The 15,798-nt window shown below is 75.3% G+C and carries 11 protein-coding genes and 2 riboswitches; of the genes, 1 reads left to right on the forward strand and 10 read right to left on the reverse strand.

The features are described from left to right. Positions 1-474 precede the first annotated feature (474 nt). The 3 genes from PWG71_RS27615 to PWG71_RS27625 all read right to left on the reverse strand — a co-directional run bounded on the left by PWG71_RS27615 (position 475) and on the right by PWG71_RS27625 (position 5,830). Positions 475-3,048, reverse strand: a complete 2,574-nt coding sequence (locus tag PWG71_RS27615) for a cobyrinate a,c-diamide synthase (protein WP_274812982.1) — start codon at positions 3,046-3,048, stop codon at positions 475-477. A 77-nt stretch (positions 3,049-3,125) separates the two neighbouring features. After that, positions 3,126-3,740, reverse strand: coding sequence for a cob(I)yrinic acid a,c-diamide adenosyltransferase (cobO, locus tag PWG71_RS27620; RefSeq protein ID WP_274812983.1), 615 nt, complete (start codon positions 3,738-3,740; stop codon positions 3,126-3,128). Then, a complete protein-coding gene (locus tag PWG71_RS27625) occupies positions 3,740-5,830 on the reverse strand; it encodes a VWA domain-containing protein (protein WP_274812984.1) in 2,091 nt (696 codons plus the stop codon). The genes cobO and PWG71_RS27625 overlap by 1 nt, the downstream gene beginning before the upstream one ends. A 37-nt stretch (positions 5,831-5,867) precedes the next feature. Further along, a riboswitch (cobalamin riboswitch) is annotated at positions 5,868-6,018 on the reverse strand. A 27-nt stretch (positions 6,019-6,045) separates the two neighbouring features. On the opposite strand from PWG71_RS27625, the gene cbiE reads away from it, so the two are divergent. Next, entirely contained in the window at positions 6,046-7,278 is a 1,233-nt protein-coding gene (cbiE, locus tag PWG71_RS27630) for a precorrin-6y C5,15-methyltransferase (decarboxylating) subunit CbiE (protein WP_274812985.1), read from the forward strand. Between the two features lie 349 nt (positions 7,279-7,627). Here cbiE and PWG71_RS27635 read toward each other — a convergent pair whose 3' ends face one another. The 7 genes from PWG71_RS27635 to PWG71_RS27665 form a co-directional block, all read right to left on the reverse strand. Beyond that, positions 7,628-8,389 (reverse strand): cobalt-precorrin-4/precorrin-4 C(11)-methyltransferase, encoded by a 762-nt coding sequence (locus PWG71_RS27635; protein ID WP_274812986.1) that lies wholly within the window; start codon positions 8,387-8,389, stop codon positions 7,628-7,630. Continuing rightward, positions 8,374-9,891: a precorrin-2 C(20)-methyltransferase gene (locus tag PWG71_RS27640; RefSeq protein ID WP_274812987.1), complete on the reverse strand. Its 1,518-nt coding sequence runs from the start codon at positions 9,889-9,891 to the stop codon at positions 8,374-8,376. The genes PWG71_RS27635 and PWG71_RS27640 overlap by 16 nt, the downstream gene beginning before the upstream one ends. Beyond that, positions 9,888-10,553: a precorrin-8X methylmutase gene (locus tag PWG71_RS27645; protein ID WP_274812988.1), complete on the reverse strand. Its 666-nt coding sequence runs from the start codon at positions 10,551-10,553 to the stop codon at positions 9,888-9,890. Before PWG71_RS27645 ends, PWG71_RS27640 begins: the two co-directional genes overlap by 4 nt. Next, on the reverse strand, positions 10,550-11,425 hold the full coding sequence (locus PWG71_RS27650) for a nitrite reductase (RefSeq protein ID WP_274812989.1): 876 nt from the start codon (positions 11,423-11,425) through the stop codon (positions 10,550-10,552). The genes PWG71_RS27645 and PWG71_RS27650 overlap by 4 nt, the downstream gene beginning before the upstream one ends. Before the next feature lie 54 nt (positions 11,426-11,479). Beyond that, a riboswitch (cobalamin riboswitch) is annotated at positions 11,480-11,683 on the reverse strand. A 34-nt stretch (positions 11,684-11,717) separates the two neighbouring features. Next, positions 11,718-12,611: an ABC transporter permease gene (locus PWG71_RS27655; protein ID WP_274812990.1), complete on the reverse strand. Its 894-nt coding sequence runs from the start codon at positions 12,609-12,611 to the stop codon at positions 11,718-11,720. 2 nt (positions 12,612-12,613) lie between these two features. Beyond that, a complete protein-coding gene (locus tag PWG71_RS27660; RefSeq protein WP_274812991.1) occupies positions 12,614-13,252 on the reverse strand; it encodes an ABC transporter ATP-binding protein in 639 nt (212 codons plus the stop codon). 78 nt (positions 13,253-13,330) lie between these two features. Continuing rightward, the gene (locus tag PWG71_RS27665) at positions 13,331-15,550 is read right to left on the reverse strand and encodes a polyprenyl synthetase family protein (protein ID WP_274812992.1); all 2,220 of its coding nucleotides are present in this window, start codon (positions 15,548-15,550) and stop codon (positions 13,331-13,333) included. Positions 15,551-15,798: the final 248 nt, after the last annotated feature.

A 15,798-nucleotide genomic window follows, 5' to 3' on the forward strand; every position in this document is an offset into this window, starting at 1 on the left:
AAGTGCTCACCTGCCGGCGGCTACGGCACCAAGTCTCACCGACCTGGCAAGTCCCATTAGGCGACCACCGTTCCCTGTTCCCCCTGCTCGGCAGCGGGCTCGGCAGCGCACTCGCCACCGATGCCCTCCGCCACAGCCTCTCCGGGCGGCCGGGAGGCCGAACGGCAGCCACACCCCGCGCGTGTACCGCACCGAGGAGGGCCTTGCCTGCCCCGCCTGCGCGGCCATCGCTTGGAGTTCGCCCGCGAGCACGCGCAGGCCGCACGGATCCAGGCCCGCCACCGCCACCCGGTGTTCTGGGCCGTCACCCCCACCGGCATGGTCCCCCACCGGCATGGTCGATGCCCCCGACGTCGACGCCCTCCTTCTGGTGCTGTGGCCGCGCACCGACCCGCCCGCCCCCGCCCACGGGCTCAGAACCCGGGCGGTGCCCGCGTCCACCCGCCCGCCGGGAACGGGAACACGGCCGCTCGGCTACCCCGCCGACAGGGCGGCGAGCAGCGTGCGCGTGGTCTCGGACGGGCGCACGGCCACGCGCACCCAGGCGGCGTCCAGACCGGGGAAGGTGTCGGCCCGGCGTACGGCGATGCCCCGTTCCCGCAGCCGCGCGTGGACTCCCTGGCCCGCCTTCACCAGGACGAACGGGGCCCGGGAGGGCACGAACCCGATCCCCGCTCCACGCAGCCCGGCCTCCAGCTCGATGCGCCGGTCGTCGAGTTCCTTCGCGCGGCGCTCCGCTTCCGCGACCGCTTCGTCGCTCATGCAGGCGACGGTGGCGGCGATCGCGGGCGCGGACACCGACCAGGGCGTCTGCACCCGGGCCAGCTCGCGAACCGCCGCCGGGTCACCGACGAGGTATCCGGCCCGGATGCCGGGGATCGACCAGTGCTTGGTGAGACTGCGCAGGACCACCACACCCGGGAGCCCCTCCCCCGCCAGTGACCCGGGTTCGCCGGGAACGGCGTCCATGAACGCCTCGTCGACGACGAGGAGGCGGCCGGGGCGGCGGAGGGCGCGCAGCGTCTCGGCGGGGTGCAGGACCCCGGTGGGGTTGGTGGGGTTGCCGACCATCACCAGGTCCGCGTCCTCGGGAACGGCGGTGGGGTCGAAGACGAAGCCGTCGCCCTCCTCGCAGAGCACGGTGGTGACGGTGCGCCCGGCCTGTTCCAGGGCGGCGTGCGGCTCGGTGAACTGGGGGTGCACGACCACCGGTCGGCGCCACGGCCGCAGCCGCGCGATGAGGGTGAACGCCTCCGCGGCCCCGGCGGTGGGCAGGACCCCGGCGGGGTCGCGTCCGTGGCGGCGGGCGATGGCGGCGCGCGCGGGGGCCGGGTCGGGGTAGGCGGCGGCGTCGTCCAGGCTCGCGCGCAGGGCGCGGTCGAGCCAGTCGGGGCGCGGGCCCGCGTACACGTTGACCGCCAGGTCGAGCAGCCCGGGGCCGGTCTCGGCGTCGCCGTGGTGGCGCAGCGGGTCCACCGGTGACGTGTCGGGGATGTCCGTCGCGGCGGGCCCGGACACGGGGCCCGGCGCGCCGTGGGCGTCCCCGGAAGGCGGTTCCGGGGCCGTTGCCGCCCTCGCCCGCCGCTCCCCGATCGGACCGGAGAGAGCGGACCTCGGGTCGGGGAGGGGCGAGGGCGCGCCGTCCGATGCCGGTGGCGTCCGTGGGAGAACGGACCCGCCGCCCGTGTGCGGCGCCCCCTCCCGGGCGGGCCGGTCGGCCGCGAGGGCGCCGGAACCGGACACGGCGTCGGCGAAGCGGGCGGCGAGCCGGGGGTGCCCGGCCCAATGGACGTGGAGGTAGGACGCGTGCAGGGTCGGCGAGGCGAACCCCTCCCCGGCTCCCTCGATCTCCCACGCCGGCCCGTCCGCACCGGTCTCCGGGGTGATCCGGGTGCGGTGGAACTCGTGCCCGGTCACCCCCTCCCCCGCCCGGGTCAGCAGCGTGTCCCGGGGCGAGACCGCCTCGGGGTAGCGCAGGGTGAGGCGCTCCGTCATCCGGGCGCGCGCCGGGACGGCACCGGCCATGGACCGACCGTCGAGCGACTCCGCGAGGTAGAGCAGACCCGCGCACTCGGCGACGGTCGGCACCCCGTCCCGTACCGCGTCGCGCAGGTCGGCCAGCAGGCCCCGGTTCGCGGCGAGTTCGCCCGCGTACACCTCCGGGAAGCCTCCGCCCAGGTAGACGCCCCGGGTCCCGGCGGGCAACCCGGCGTCACCGAGCGGATCGAAGCCGACGACCTCGCAGCCGGCGGCGGTGAGCAACTCCTCGGTCTCGGTGTAGCGGAAGGTGAAGGCACGGCCTCCGGCCACGGCGACCACCGGGCGCGGGCCCGCGCCCGGTGCCGCCACCTCCTCGGCCGGGTGCCAGGGGCGGGCGTCCAGGGCGGGCGCGGAGCGGGCCACCTCCAGCAGGGCGTCCAGGTCGACATGGTTCGCGACGTGCTCACCGAGGCGTTCGACCACCCGCGCCGAGTCCTCCCGCTCCGACGCCGGGACGAGCCCGAGGTGGCGGGACGGGCTGGCGATCCGCTCGTCGCGGGGGACCACACCGAGGACGGGCGGAGCGACCGAGCGGGTGATCTCGGCGACGTTGCGCGCCGAACCGGCCTTGTTCAGGATCACGCCGACGACCTCGATCGACGGGTCGTAGTCGGCCATGCCCGCCACCAGGGCGCCCACGGACCGGGACATGCGGGACACGTCCACGACCAGGACCACCGGTGTCCGGGTCAGAGCCGCGACGTGCGCCGACGACGCGAACCCGCCGGTGCCGATCCGCCCGTCGTGCAGGCCCATGACCCCTTCGACGACGGCGAGGCCGGCGCCCCGGGCCCCGTGCAGGAGCAGCGGCGCCACCCGCTCCTCACCGACCAGGTGGGGGTCGAGGTTGCGTCCGGGGCGACCGGTGGCCAGGGCGTGGTAGCCCGGGTCGATGTAGTCCGGGCCGACCTTGTGGCCGCTCACCACGTGTCCGGCGTCACGGAGGGCGGCCATCAGCCCGGTCGCGACCGTGGTCTTGCCCTGCCCGGTCATGGGGGCGGCGACCATCAGTCGTGGCAGGGACGTCGGCCGTACCGGGGGTGCCGGCCGGGACGTCCCCGTCGGCTCGGAAGCCGCCGGGGTCCTCACCACTCGATCCCCCGCTGGCCCTTGCGGCCCACGTCCATCGGGTGCTTGACCTTGGTCATCTCGGTGACCAGGTCCGCCACCTCCAGGAGTTCGGGGGCGGCGCGGCGGCCGGTGATCACCACGTGCTGGCGGCCCGGCCGGTCCCGCAGGGCGGCCACGACGTCCTCGACGTCGACCCAGCCCCAGTGGATCGGATAGGTGAACTCGTCGAGGATGAGCAGGTCGTGCCGTTCGTCGGCGAGCCTGCGCTTGATCTCCTCCCAGCCCTCGGCCGCGTCCGCGGCGTGGTCCTCCGTGCTGCCCTGGCGGCGGCTCCAGGACCAGCCCGAGCCCATCTTGTGCCATTCCACCGGGCCGCCCTCACCGGTCTCCTCGTGGAGCCGGCCCAGGCGTTCGAGCACGGTCTGCTCGCCGATGCGCCACTTCGCCGACTTCACGAACTGGAACACCCCGATCCGCCAGCCCTGGTTCCAGCCGCGCAGCGCGAGCCCGAACGCGGCGGTCGACTTGCCCTTGCCGTCACCGGTGTGGACGGCGAGCACGGGTCGGTTGCGGCGCTGGCGCGTGGTGAGCCCGTCGTCGGGGACGACGAGCGGCTTGCCCTGGGGCATCAGGCGGCCCTCTCTCTCACGGCGTCGCCCAGCGCGTCGGCGCTGACCTCGGACACGGGGATGTGGTCGGCTCCCAGCCGCAGGGCGAGATCGGCGGCCAGTCCCAGCCGCAGCGGACCGGACTCACCGTCCACGACGACGGTGGCCACACCCAGTCCGGCGACGTGGTCGGCGGCCTCCAGTGAGCGGCCGACGGAACCCCGGCCGCCGGTGGCCCGGCCGTCGGTCACCAGAACGAGCAGCGGACGCTGTCTCGGATCGCGCAAGCGTTCGCGCCGCAGGACCCGGGCGGCCTCCAGCAGGCCCTCGGCGAGCGGGGTCCGCCCTCCGGCGGGCAGTGCGTCCAGGCGGGCGGCGGCGGTGTCGACCGAACGGGTCGGCGGCAGCACCAGTTCGGCCCTCGTTCCCCGGAAGGTCACGAGGCCTACCTTGTCGCGGCGCCGGTAGGCGTCCAGGAGCAGGGACAGGATGGCGGTCTTGACCTCGCCCATGCGCTTGCGCGCCGCCATGGAGCCGGACGCGTCGACGCAGAACAGCACCAGGTTGCTCTCCTGGCCCTCGCGCACCGCGACGCGCAGGTCGCGGGGCAGCAGGCCGACCCGACCGCCGCCGTGGGGGCGGGAGGCCGCCGCCTTGACGGTCTCCCCCAGGTGGAGCGAGCCTCCCGAGCCTCGACCGGGCGGCTCGGCGCCGATCCTGCGGCCCCGGGTGCCGATGGCGCGGCTGCGTCGGCCGTCGGCGCCGGCCCCGGTGCCCCGCACGGTGAACGCCCGGGGGCGATAGGGGGTGCTCGCCCGGACCGTGGTGCCCGTCGTGGGCCGTGGCTCCGTGCCGTCGGCCTCCGTTTCCCGGGACTCCTCCGGCTCCTGGGACGCTTCCGGTTCCCGGGAGTCCTCCGGCCCCCGGGGCGGTGCGGGGGACGCGTCCGGTTCGCCGTGACCGGTGTCCGGGGCCTGGGAGGGGCCCTCTTCCGAACCGTCGGTGTCGGCGGCGCCGTCCTCACCGGGGGCGGGGTCGTCGGAGCCGCCCGGCGGTTCGGGGTCGTCCGGCGGCGGCTCCTCGTCTCCCAGGACGCGGTCGAGAAGCTCCTCGTCGATGCCCGGCGCGTCGAAGGGTTTGCGGCGGCGCCGGTGCGGCAGCGCCAGCAGGGCCGCGCGGCGGATGTCGGCCCTGGTGACCGAGGTCCGACCCTCCCAGGCGGCGTGCGCGAGGGCCGTGCGCGCGGTCACGATGTCGGCGCGCAGGCCGTCGACCTCGAACGCCGCGCACACCTGGGCGATCTTCAGCAGGGCGGCGTGGGACAGTCGGACGTGCCGGACGGTGTCCCGGGCCGCCGCGATGCGCTCGGCGAGGGCCTTCTCGGCCTGACCGTAGCGCTGCGTGAAGGCCACGGCGTCGGAGTCGTAGGCCATGCGCCTGCGGACCACCTCGACGCGGGCGGCGGGGTCGGAGGGCGCGGAGACCTCGACGGTGAGCCCGAACCGGTCCAGGAGTTGCGGACGCAGCTCACCCTCCTCGGGGTTCATCGTGCCGATGAGCAGGAACCGCGCGGCGTGCTCCACGGAGAACCCGTCGCGTTCCACGGTCACCCGGCCGGTCGCGGCGGCGTCGAGGAGGAGGTCGACCAGGTGGTCGTGGAGCAGGTTGACCTCGTCCACGTAGAGGAGACCGCGGTGGCTCCGCGCCAGCAGGCCGGGTTCGTAGGCGACCTGGCCGTGCGTGAGCGCCTGCTCCAGGTGCAGGGAGCCCAGGACGCGGTCCTCGGTGGCGCCCACGGGAAGTTCGACCAGGCGTACCGGGCGGCTCTCCACGGCCGTGTCGGAGGGGAAGGGGCCGTCCGGCGACTCCTGTGCGGGGTCGGCCGGGTCAACGGAGAAGCGGTCGCCCCGATGGACCTCGACGGGCGGCAGGAGGGAGGCCAGGGCCCGCACCGCGGTGGACTTGGCGGTGCCCTTCTCCCCCCGTACCAGGACGCCGCCGATCTCCGGGGAGACACTGGCCAGGACCAGGGCGAGCCCGAGGTCGTCCAGCGGCTCGGTGTCGCAGCCGACGATCGCGGAGAAGGGGTAATGCGATGGCCGCAATGGCATGTGAGGCTCCCGCTCGTTTCGCCATGGGTCTGACGGGTGCGGGGCCGGTCTTCGGACTTGCCGGGTCCTCCTGTACGGAGGCTCGGTTCACCGCAGCGGGCCTGCGCCGGAATCTCACCGGCTTCCCAGATTCTCCCCGGCCGCCCTTCCCACCGTTTCCGATGGTGGGGAGGCCGGAGCACCTCGCACCAGGGTTCGACGATAGCGTCCACCCCATGAGCATCGACACCCGCCCCGTCCCCGAACCCCGCGTCACGGTCGTCGGCGTCGGCGCCGACGGCTGGCCGGGGCTCCCCGAGCGCCTGCGCCGGACGGTGCTGGACGCGGGTGTGGTGCTGGGGGGGCGCAGGCACCTGGCGATGCTGCCGGAGCGGGCGGGGCAGCGCCGCGAGGTCTGGCCCTCACCCCTGCGGGAGGGGCTGCCGCCGCTGCTCGCCTCCTGCGCCGGCGGGTCCGTGGTGGCCCTGGCCTCGGGCGATCCGCTGGTGTCCGGTGTGGCCACCACGCTCATCGACCTGCTGGGCGCGGACGCGGTGCGGGTGGAACCCGCCCTCTCCTCGGTGGCTCTGGCCCGGGCCCGGATGGGCTGGCCCGCGGAACGGTGCGCGGTGGTGACCCTCGTCGGACGCGACCCCCGCCTGCTGCTGCGGTGGCCCTCCCCCGGCCGGCGCCTGCTGGTGCTCTCCTCCGACGCGGGCACCCCCGCGCTCGCGGCCGCCCTGCTGAGCGGCGCCGGGTACGGGGGCAGCCGCATGACCGTGCTCGGGGACCTGGGCTCGGACGCCGAGTCGCGTCTGGAGGGCACGGCCGACGGATGGTCCCGGGTGGACCCCGGGTCCGTGCCCGCGCTGCACGTGCTCGCCCTGGAGTTCGTCGGCCCGCCCGGCTACGGCCTGGCGGTCGGGCTGCCCGACGACGCGTACGAACACGACGGACAGATCACCAAGCGGGACCTGCGCGCCTCCGCGCTGGCCCGGCTGGCACCCGCCCCGGGTCTGCACCTGTGGGACGTGGGCGCCGGTGCGGGGTCGGTGGGGATCGAGTGGATGCGCGCGCACCCCACGTGCACGGCGACGGCGGTGGAGGCCGACCCCGAGCGGGCCGCGCGGATCGGACGCAACGCGGGCGGGCTCGGGGTGCCGGGGCTGCGCGTGGTCACCGGGCGCGCCCCGGAAGCGCTGTCGGCGCTGCCCGGACCCGACGCGGTGTTCGTCGGCGGCGGCGCCACGCGGCCCGGGGTGCTGGAGGCCTGTCTGGGGGCGCTGCGCCCGGGGGGCCGCCTGGTGGTGCACGGGGTGACCCTGGAGACCGAGCGGCTGTTGGCCGAGGCGCACCGGGACCACGGCGGGGAGTTGACCCGGATCTCCGTCGAGACGGCCGCTCCGATCGGCGGGTTCACCGGGTGGACGCCCGCGCGCACGGTCACCCAGTGGTCCTGGGGCCCGTGAAGCCGTGCGGTGCCCGGACCGGGGACGCGCCACTCCCGGACGAGACCGCACCGTGCCGAGGGGCGGACCCGTGAAGCCGTGCGGTGCCCGGACCGGGGACGCGCCACTCCCGGACGAGACCGCACCGTGCCGAGGGGCGGACCCGTGAAGCCGTGCGGCCACGCGGTGCCCGGCGACGGCCGGGCCGGGAACGCGCCGGCGCCCTGACGTCGACGGGCCGCACGGAGCCCCCCGTTCGAGGCCGGTGCGCCCGGGCGGGCCTCCGAGGGGGAACGGTGGGCGGGCCCGGAACGGGCGGTCCGATCCGGGGCGACCGGCAGGAACGCCCTCGCGGGCCGGAACCGCGAGGCTACCCGCCGGGCCTGGGGCGGGCCGGGTCGTAGAGGTAGGAGTCACCGCCGCCCCGCGGGTCCAGGGCCCACCCCACCAGGATGACCGCGGCCTGCCGGAACCCGGCCTCCTCCACCCGGTCGGCGATGTCGGTCACCGTCCCGCGCAGGACCGCCTCACCCGGCTGGCTGGCCCGGTGGACCACGACCACGGGGCAGTCCCCGCCGTACTCGGGCGCGATCTCCTCCATGAGCGCCCGCACCCGGGTGATCGCCAGGTGCAGCACCAGGGTGGCCCGGGTCGCGGCGAACGCCGCCAGGGACTCGGTCGACGGCATGGCGGTCGAGCGCGCCCGGGTCCGGGTGAGCACCACCGACTGCGCCACCAGCGGCACGGTCAGCTCCCGGCCCACCAGGGCCGAGGCCGCGGCGTAGGCCGGCACGCCGGGAGTGACGTCCCAGGGGACCCCGTGCGCGTCGAGCCTGCGGGTCTGCTCGGCGAGGGCGGAGTACAGCGACGGGTCGCCGGAGGTCAGCCGGACGACGTCGTGCCCGGCCCGGTGCGCCACGACCAGCCGGTCGGTGATGCCGTCCAGGTCCAGGCCCTGGGTGTCCACCAGGTCGGCCCCGGGCGCGCAGTGGGACAGGACGTCCGGGTCCAGGTACGTCCCGGGGTAGAGCACCACGTCGGCCGCGCCGAGCATCCGGGTGGCGCGCACGGTCAGCAGGTCCGCGGCACCGGGGCCGGCCCCCACGAAGTGGACGGTCACGGCTTCACCCACCGGGGGGTCCAGACACGGCCCGAGGCTGCGACCCGGGTACCGGAGGCGCCGACGATGAGCAGGCAGCGCATGTCGACGGCGGCGGGGTCCAGCCCTCCCAGGGTGGTCACCGTCAGGTCCTCCCCGTCCCGGCCCACGTCCCGCCCCACGACGACCACCGTGTCGGGGTCGCGGTGCTCCAGCAGGACGCGTCGCGCGGTGGCGATCTGCCCGGTGCGAGAGCGCGAGGCGGGGTTGTAGAGGGCCAGGGCGAGGTCGGCGTCGGCGACGGCGCGCAGGCGGCGCTCGATGACGTCCCACGGTTTGAGTCGGTCCGAGAGGCTCATGACCGCGAAGTCACCGCCGACGGGGGCGCCGGCCCGTGCCGCGACCGCCTGGACGGCGCTCACCCCGGGCAGGACGCGCACGGACACGTCCCGGTACCGGGGGTCCTCGGCGGCCTCGAACACGGCGGTGGCCATGCCGAAGATCCCGGCGTCGCCGCCGGAGACGACGGCGACGCGCTCACCCTTGGCGGCCAGGTCGAGGGCGAGCCGCGCGCGGTCGAGCTCGACGGTGTTGCCCGAGGCGTGCCGGATCAGCCCGGGTCGCTGGGGGACCCTGGCGACGTAGGGCCCGTAGCCCACCACGTGGTCCACCCCCGCGAGCGCCTCCCGGACCTCGGGGGTGAGCCAGCGGTCGGGTCCGGGGCCCAGGCCGACGACCAGCAGTTCCTCCGCGGACGCCGGGAGTCCGGTATCGGCCGCCGGTTCCGCCGCGTCCCGGTTCCGGGAGCGGGTGCCGTTGCGGCTGTCCCCGGTGACCAGGATCAGGGAGAAGTAGGGCACCGCGTCCGGGTCCACCTCGGCCACCGGCAGGCGGCGCTCGCCCTCCATGGAGGCGCGCTCCACGTACACGGCGTGCTCCAGCCGGCCCGCCGCCTCCAGGGCGCGGCGGACGGCCGGGAACGTGCGGCCGAGCTTCATGATGACGGCCGCGTCGGTGTCGGCGAGGCGACGGGCGAGCTCCGGCTCGGGCAGGGTCCCGGGCAGGACGGTGAGGACGTCGGTCTGGCGGGCCAGGGGGGCGGCCGCGGCGGCGGTGGCGGCGGCGAGGGCGGGCACCCCGGGGACGATCTCGGCCCCGTACCGCTCGGCCAGTCGGTCGTGCATGTACATGTACGACCCGTAGAACAGCGGGTCGCCCTCGGAGAGCAGGACGACGTCGCGCCCGGCGTCGAGGTGGGCGGCCAGGCGGGCGGCGGACTCCTCGTAGAAGTCGGCCAGGGCCCCCTGGTAGCCGCCCGGGTGGTCGGCCGTCCCGGTGGTCACCGGGTAGACGAGCCTCTCCTCGACCGCCTCCGACGGAATGAGGTCCCGGGCGGTGCGGCGGGCGTTGGACTCCTTGCCCGGGCCGCAGTGGTAGGCGACGACGTCGGCCGCGGCGATGAGGCGCGCGCCCTTCAGGGTGATCAGCTCCGGATCGCCGGGGCCGACCCCGACACCGTGGAATCTGCCGGTCACTCCTCCTCCTTCGCGAGGGCGTTGAGGGCCGAGGCGGCCATCGCGGAGCCGCCTCGGCGGCCGCGGGCGAGAACGTAGGGGATGTCGACGCCGTGGCGGTCGGCGAACTCCTCCAGGGCCTGCTTGGACTCGGCGGCGCCGACGAACCCGACCGGGCAGCCGACGATCGCCGCGGGGCGCGGGGCTCCGTCGACCAGCATCTCCAGCAGGTGGAAGAGCGCCGTGGGCGCGTTGCCGAAGGCGACGACGGCGCCCTCCAGCCGCGGCTCCCACAGGGAGACCGCGGCGGCGGACCGGGTGGTGCCCCAGCGGCGGGCCAGGCCCGGGACGCGGTCGTCGCCCAGGAGGCACAGCACCTCGTTGTCCGCGGGCAGGCGGCTCCTGGTCACACCGGTGGCGACCATGGTCGCGTCGCACAGCACGGGCGCGCCCGCCCGCAGGGCGGACCGGGCGGCCCTGACCAGATCGGGGTGGACCACGAGGTCGGCGGCGAGGTCCACCTGTCCGGTGCCGTGGATCATCCGCACGGCGAGACGCTCGGCGTCGGCGGGCAGGTGCCCCAGACGCGCCTCCTCGCGGATGAGGGCGAAGGAGTCCACGTAGATCGCGGGGCCGTCGTCGATGTACCCGTAGTGCCGGTTCGGCCGGCGGGGGGCGGTCACCGCGCCGTCCCGGGGACGAGGACGCCGCGCCAGGGCGTGACGACGAGTTCCCCGCCGGCGGCGAGGGCCTCCTCGGCGAGGGCGTCGGCGTCGGCGCGGCCCAGGCCCTCCTCGGGCACGTGGACGTGGCGTCCGCCGAAGGGCAGCGGGCCGTACGGGAGCGGCGGGGCGGGGTCCGGCAGGCGCGGGTCGGGCGGTTCGGGGGCGGACAACGGGAAGGGGAGCTCGGCGACGTGCCACGGCGCTCCGGGGCCGTCGCCGCGCCGTTCCAGGAACGCGTCGGCGAGCCGGACGAGGGCGTCGGCCGCCTCGTCCAGTCGGACCACCGGGCCGTGCTGGTCACCGATCCGCAGCCGGGCGGTGCGATCGTCGAGCGCGACGAGGCCGAGGTCGCAGGTGCGCGCCACGAGGTCGCCGCGTCCGTCGTCGAGGGCGAACAGGAAGCGGCCGGGCAGGGCGGCGCGGTGCGGGGCCGAGCACAGGGCCTCGTCCAGGGCCGCGGCGACCGGGCGCAGGTCGGCGCGCCCGCCCTCCAGGCCGGTGAGCGGGGAGACCATCACGTTGCGGACGAGTTCGTGGGTGGGCGAGGGCAGCAGCCCGGTCGCCTCCAGGGCGCGGAGCGCGTCCGGGGTGAGCCGCCCGTCCCGTTCGGGCAGGGCGCGCACCTGGAGGTTGGCCCGCCCCGTGACGTGGACTCGCCCGGAGCCGTACTCCCGGGCGACGGCCGCCAGGGCGGTCAGGGACCGTGCCGGGAGGCGTCCGCCGATGAGGCGGAGCCGGACCAGCAGGCCGTCCTCGGCCCTCCAGGGTCTGAGGGCACCGGGGCAGCGGTCGCGCCGGGTGCGGGGCGCGGGGGCGTCCGCGGGGAACATGCACGTCCTTCGGTTCGGGGGCCCGTACGCGGGGCCCGCGGGTGACCTGGCGGCCCGTGACCGCCAGCGCCAGCAGGTCTTCGGACTCGGGGTCGGCCGGTGCGGAGCGCCTTCCCGGGGCGATGCCCCAGTGGCTGCCCGGGACGGAAGTCCCGGAGCGTGCCCGCCCGTCACCCTCACCGCTGCGCGTCAGTCCCGGATTCGCACCGGGTTCCCTGCCCCACGAAGTGGAGTACGACTGGCCCGAAGAGCGTACAACGTCCACCTACGGCTCCGACCAGCGGTCTTGCCTTCACCCCGGCCGCAGGCCCGGGGCGTCGGCCCCCGGCACAGCCGACGGGTCCGTCGGGCCGGTGCGGGCGGGGTCGGGCGGAAGGGCGGCCCCCGGAAGGGTGCGGGACACGCGGGCCGGGAGGGCGAGCAGGGAGCGCCGCCGGTCCCGAGTGCGCAGCCGGAAGGCGACCGCGGCCACCAGCACCGCTCCCCCGAACCACAGCGGCCCCAGGAACAGATGCGCCACCGGCATCGTCCCGCCGAAGCCCGCCGCCACCGACGTCTGCATGGTCCCGTAGGTGGGCAGGAAGGCCACCACACCGCTGTCCGAGGCAGGGTTGGAGACCGGGTTCTGGAGCCCCATGTCGATGATCGACAGCATGATGATGCAGAACATCCCCTCCAGTTCGCCCCGCAGCACCGACGCCAGCATCACCCCGATGCCCCCGAAGGCCAGGGCCGCCCCCAGCAACGACAGCCACAGCACCACCGGCCGCTCCGGCGACCAGTAGAGGTGGATGACCGCCAGCGCGTAGGCGCACACCAGGGCGGCGGAGGCGAGCAGGGCGGTCAGCTTGGCGGCGAGCAGGTGGGCGCGGGGATACCCCGCCACCGCCAGTCGCTCGTCGAACTCCGCCGACCGGAACGTGACGATGAACATCATGAAGCCGACGATCAGCGTCACCGCGTTGATCGCCCCGGAGATCTTGCTGACGTGGTTGCCGTGGACGACGAGGGTCTCGTCGGTGGCGCGCAGCAGGAACGGCACGTCGGCGTCGGCGATCACCAGGTAGACCAGGGTGATCCAGACCGGGATGAAGAACACCACCAGCAGCAGGGCGAGCCGGTTGCGCAGATGCTCCACGAGGGCGTACCGGGTGGCGGTGGCGTAACGGGTCCAGGCGCGTCGCACGGTCAGGCCCCCGCCCCGTGGGGAGAGGCCGCGCGGGTCCCCTCCGCCAGCACCCCGTCGCGTATCCGCCACAGTATGTCGAAGCGTGCGGTGTCGAAGGCGATGTGGGAGACCACGAGGACCGAGCGTCCGCGCCGGGCCAGCCCGGCGGCCAGCTCCCAGAAACGCTCGTAGGTCTCCCAGTCGAATCCCTGGTAGGGCTCGTCCAGCAGGAGCAGCGGCGGATCGTGCATGAGGGCGAGTGTCAGGTTCAGCTTCTGGCGGGTCCCCCCGCTGAGCGTGCCCACCGGCTGGTCGAGGTAGTCGGTGAAGTTGAGGTCCTCCGTGAGCTCGCGGGCGCGGTCCAAAGTCGGCAGGTCGTAGGCGACCTGGAAGAAGCGCAGGTGCTGGGCGACGGTGAAGGCCGGGTTGAGGACCGCCCGCTGGGGGCAGTAACCGACCTCGTCGGGGTGCTCGACCGTGCCCCGGTCCGGGGACAGGCGCCCGGCGAGGATGCGCAGGAGGGTCGACTTTCCCGCCCCGTTCTCCCCCACCACCCCGGCCAGGCTGCCCGGGGGGACGCGCATGTCGATGCCGCGCAGCACGGCGCGGCGGCCGTAGGACTTGTGGACGTCGGTGACCGTGAGGGTGGTCGTGGGCACGGCGGGGCACCTCCGATGGTGTCGGGGCCGGGAATCGTTACGGGGCGGCCGCTCGGGGACCGCCCCGGCGCACGGGGATCACTCGGGTTCACGGCGTGCCGCGTAGGTGCCCAGGGCGCGCATCTGCGCGGTGAGCCATCCCGCGGGCAGCAGGTCCTGAAGGGGTTCCCAGGCCTCCGAGACCAGGCGTGCGGCCTCCTCGTCGCAGGCGGCCACGGCCCCGCACGCCTCCAGTTCCGCCACCACGGAGGCGATGGTGTCCCGGTCCTCGCAGCCGTCCCGGACGGTCTCCCAGATCCGGCGTGCGCGATCCGCGGGCAGGAGCGTCACGGCGTGGGCCAGCGGCATGGTGGCCTTGCCCGCGCGCAGGTCCTCGGCGGTGTGCTTGGTGCGCTCGCTGCCGCCCGAGGAGGAGCGCGCGGTGACGCCGCGCAGGTCCATGACGTCGTCGCTGATCTGGTAGGCGAGTCCGACGGCCTCGAAGTAGTCGCCCAGGGCCCGCAGCAGGGTCTCGTCGGCGCCCGCGATGTGGGCCCCCATCTCGGCCACCCCCCGGACGGGGACGGCGGTCTTGAGGCGGTGCGTCGTGCGGATGCGGTTCAGCAGCGGCCGCGCGTTCCCGGTGGCGACCGCCAGGTCCATGGCCGAACGGTGCCCGGCGATGTCGAGGGCCTGGCCGGCGTGGCCCGCCCGCAACGCCCACAGGTAGGTCCGGTAGACCCGTAGCCGCAGCGCGTCGTCGTCCGGCAGCACCTCGTCGAGCACCCGGTCGAACGCGAAGTAGGCGGCGGTCCCCGCGTTGATGGCGGCGGGGGCGCCGAAGACGGTGTGCGCCGCCGGACGCCCCCGGCGCAGCGGTGATCCGTCCTGGACGTCGTCGACGACCAGGCAGCCGGTGTGGAGGAGTTCCGTGGCCGCCAGCAGGGGCCGGTAGAGTTCGCCGTCTCCGCCGCACAGCTCGATCACCGCCACCGTGACGTAGGAGCGCCAGCTTTTGCCCAGCCCCTCGGTGGCGTGGCGCATCGGCTCGATGAGGGAGGCGTGCAGGTCGTTCACGGAGCCGGGATCGAGCCGTTCGGGGAGGTCCTCACAGCCGGCGGCGCTCAGCGGGGTGTCCTGGGGGCGCGGCGGGTAGAGGCGGTCGATCTCCGCACGGGTCACCTCACGAACCCTGGTGACATGCCGCTCGAAGTCGCCGATCCGGTTGGCGGGATGCTCCTCCCACACTCCGTGGCCGCGCACCCGCCTCCCGGCCAGGTCGCCCTCGGCGTCGACGTGCGCGGCGAGCATGCCCGGCCCCAGGACCAGGGAGCGGATCTCCTGCCGGGGGAACCAGGACCGCACGGACAGCCGCAGGCCCAGGTCGGGGGCGTCCACCTCCCAGGTGGTCGGGTAGGTGTTGAGGCTGGACACGGAGGTCCAGGGGTCCCGGCCGGTCACGCGCGCGGAGGCGGTCACCGGCTCTCCTTCGGGGGAGATCGCCACGACGGTCGCGCCGGCTTCGGCGGGCCCGGTGCGGTGGACCTCCACCTCCCGGCCGTCGTCGAGGCGCAGTCCCGCCCAGGTCCACACCGGATCGGCCGCCGGGCCGGGGCGGTCGGCCCGGTGCCAGGGGTCCGCGGTGATGTGCTCGTACCAGCCGTCCCCGGTGACCCGCTCCGCCCGCCGGCCGTCTCGTATGACGCCCCGGACCTCCAGGCGCGGAACGGTGTGGACGCGGGTGCGGACGGCGTCGGGCGGGGACCACCTTCCCGCCCCGGGCAGGGACCTGCGCAGGGCGGGTTTGCGCGGGGTGAGGCGGAGGGAGAAGCCGGTGGCGCCGTCGGCCTCGATCACGTGGTCGTCGCCGTCCTCGCGGAGCACGGCCACCCCGAAGTCCAGGTCGAGCCGGTCGCCGCCGGTGCGGACGGGGGCGGACAGGACCCGATCGGGCCGCAGGGCGCCCTCTCGCAGCAGGGTCTCCGACAGGGCGTCGCGAACGCGGGGATCGGTGTCGCGGTCGGCGGCGGTCGCGGCGCGCAGGAGTTCCAGACAGCCGGTGTCCATCCATGATTCGACGCCGTGGGCGGCGGCGGGGCCGCTGCGCGCCCAGAGCACGGCGTGGGAGTCCGCGGGCGCGCCGTCCGGGTCGAAGAAGCGGTGCCGGAGGAAGGCGACCACGAGGCCGACCGGTCCGCCGTCGGTCTCCAGCCGTGCGTTGAACCACCACCATTCCGCACCGCCGCGCCGTTCCGCCGTGGTCCCGTCCGGGTGCGCGGTCGCGGAGGTCCGCGTCGGCTCCACCGACGAGCGAATCATGTCCACCCCTGTCCACGGCCCGTCGGGCCGCGTCGTGGACCCGGTGCGCGAAAAGCGGCGACCGAGGCCGTTTCCTCATGACAGTCGGATGTTAGGGCAGGCCGGGGAGCGGGAAACGACGCTTTTCACAAGGGATACAGAAAATCTGGAAGGCACGGATAAGAGCACGGGAAAGAAAATCACAAAAGGCACATATTCGCATCCGAAAAATCCCCGGGAAACGCTTTTCGTCCCCTGAGGGACCAAGG

Source organism: Nocardiopsis sp. N85, from assembly GCF_028882275.1.
Taxonomy (GTDB): Bacteria; Actinomycetota; Actinomycetes; order Streptosporangiales; family Streptosporangiaceae; genus Nocardiopsis; species Nocardiopsis lambiniae.

Excerpts from the sequence above, each read along its gene's own strand:
- PWG71_RS27650 (WP_274812989.1), bottom strand. The coding sequence starts at position 11,425 with ATGTTCCCCGCGGACGCCCCCGCGCCCCGCACCCGGCGCGACCGCTGC.
- PWG71_RS27665 (WP_274812992.1), bottom strand. The coding sequence starts at position 15,550 with ATGATTCGCTCGTCGGTGGAGCCGACGCGGACCTCCGCGACCGCGCAC.
- cbiE (WP_274812985.1), top strand. The coding sequence starts at position 6,046 with ATGAGCATCGACACCCGCCCCGTCCCCGAACCCCGCGTCACGGTCGTC.
- PWG71_RS27615 (WP_274812982.1), bottom strand. The coding sequence starts at position 3,048 with ATGGTCGCCGCCCCCATGACCGGGCAGGGCAAGACCACGGTCGCGACC.
- cobO (WP_274812983.1), bottom strand. The coding sequence starts at position 3,740 with ATGCCCCAGGGCAAGCCGCTCGTCGTCCCCGACGACGGGCTCACCACG.
- PWG71_RS27625 (WP_274812984.1), bottom strand. The coding sequence starts at position 5,830 with ATGCCATTGCGGCCATCGCATTACCCCTTCTCCGCGATCGTCGGCTGC.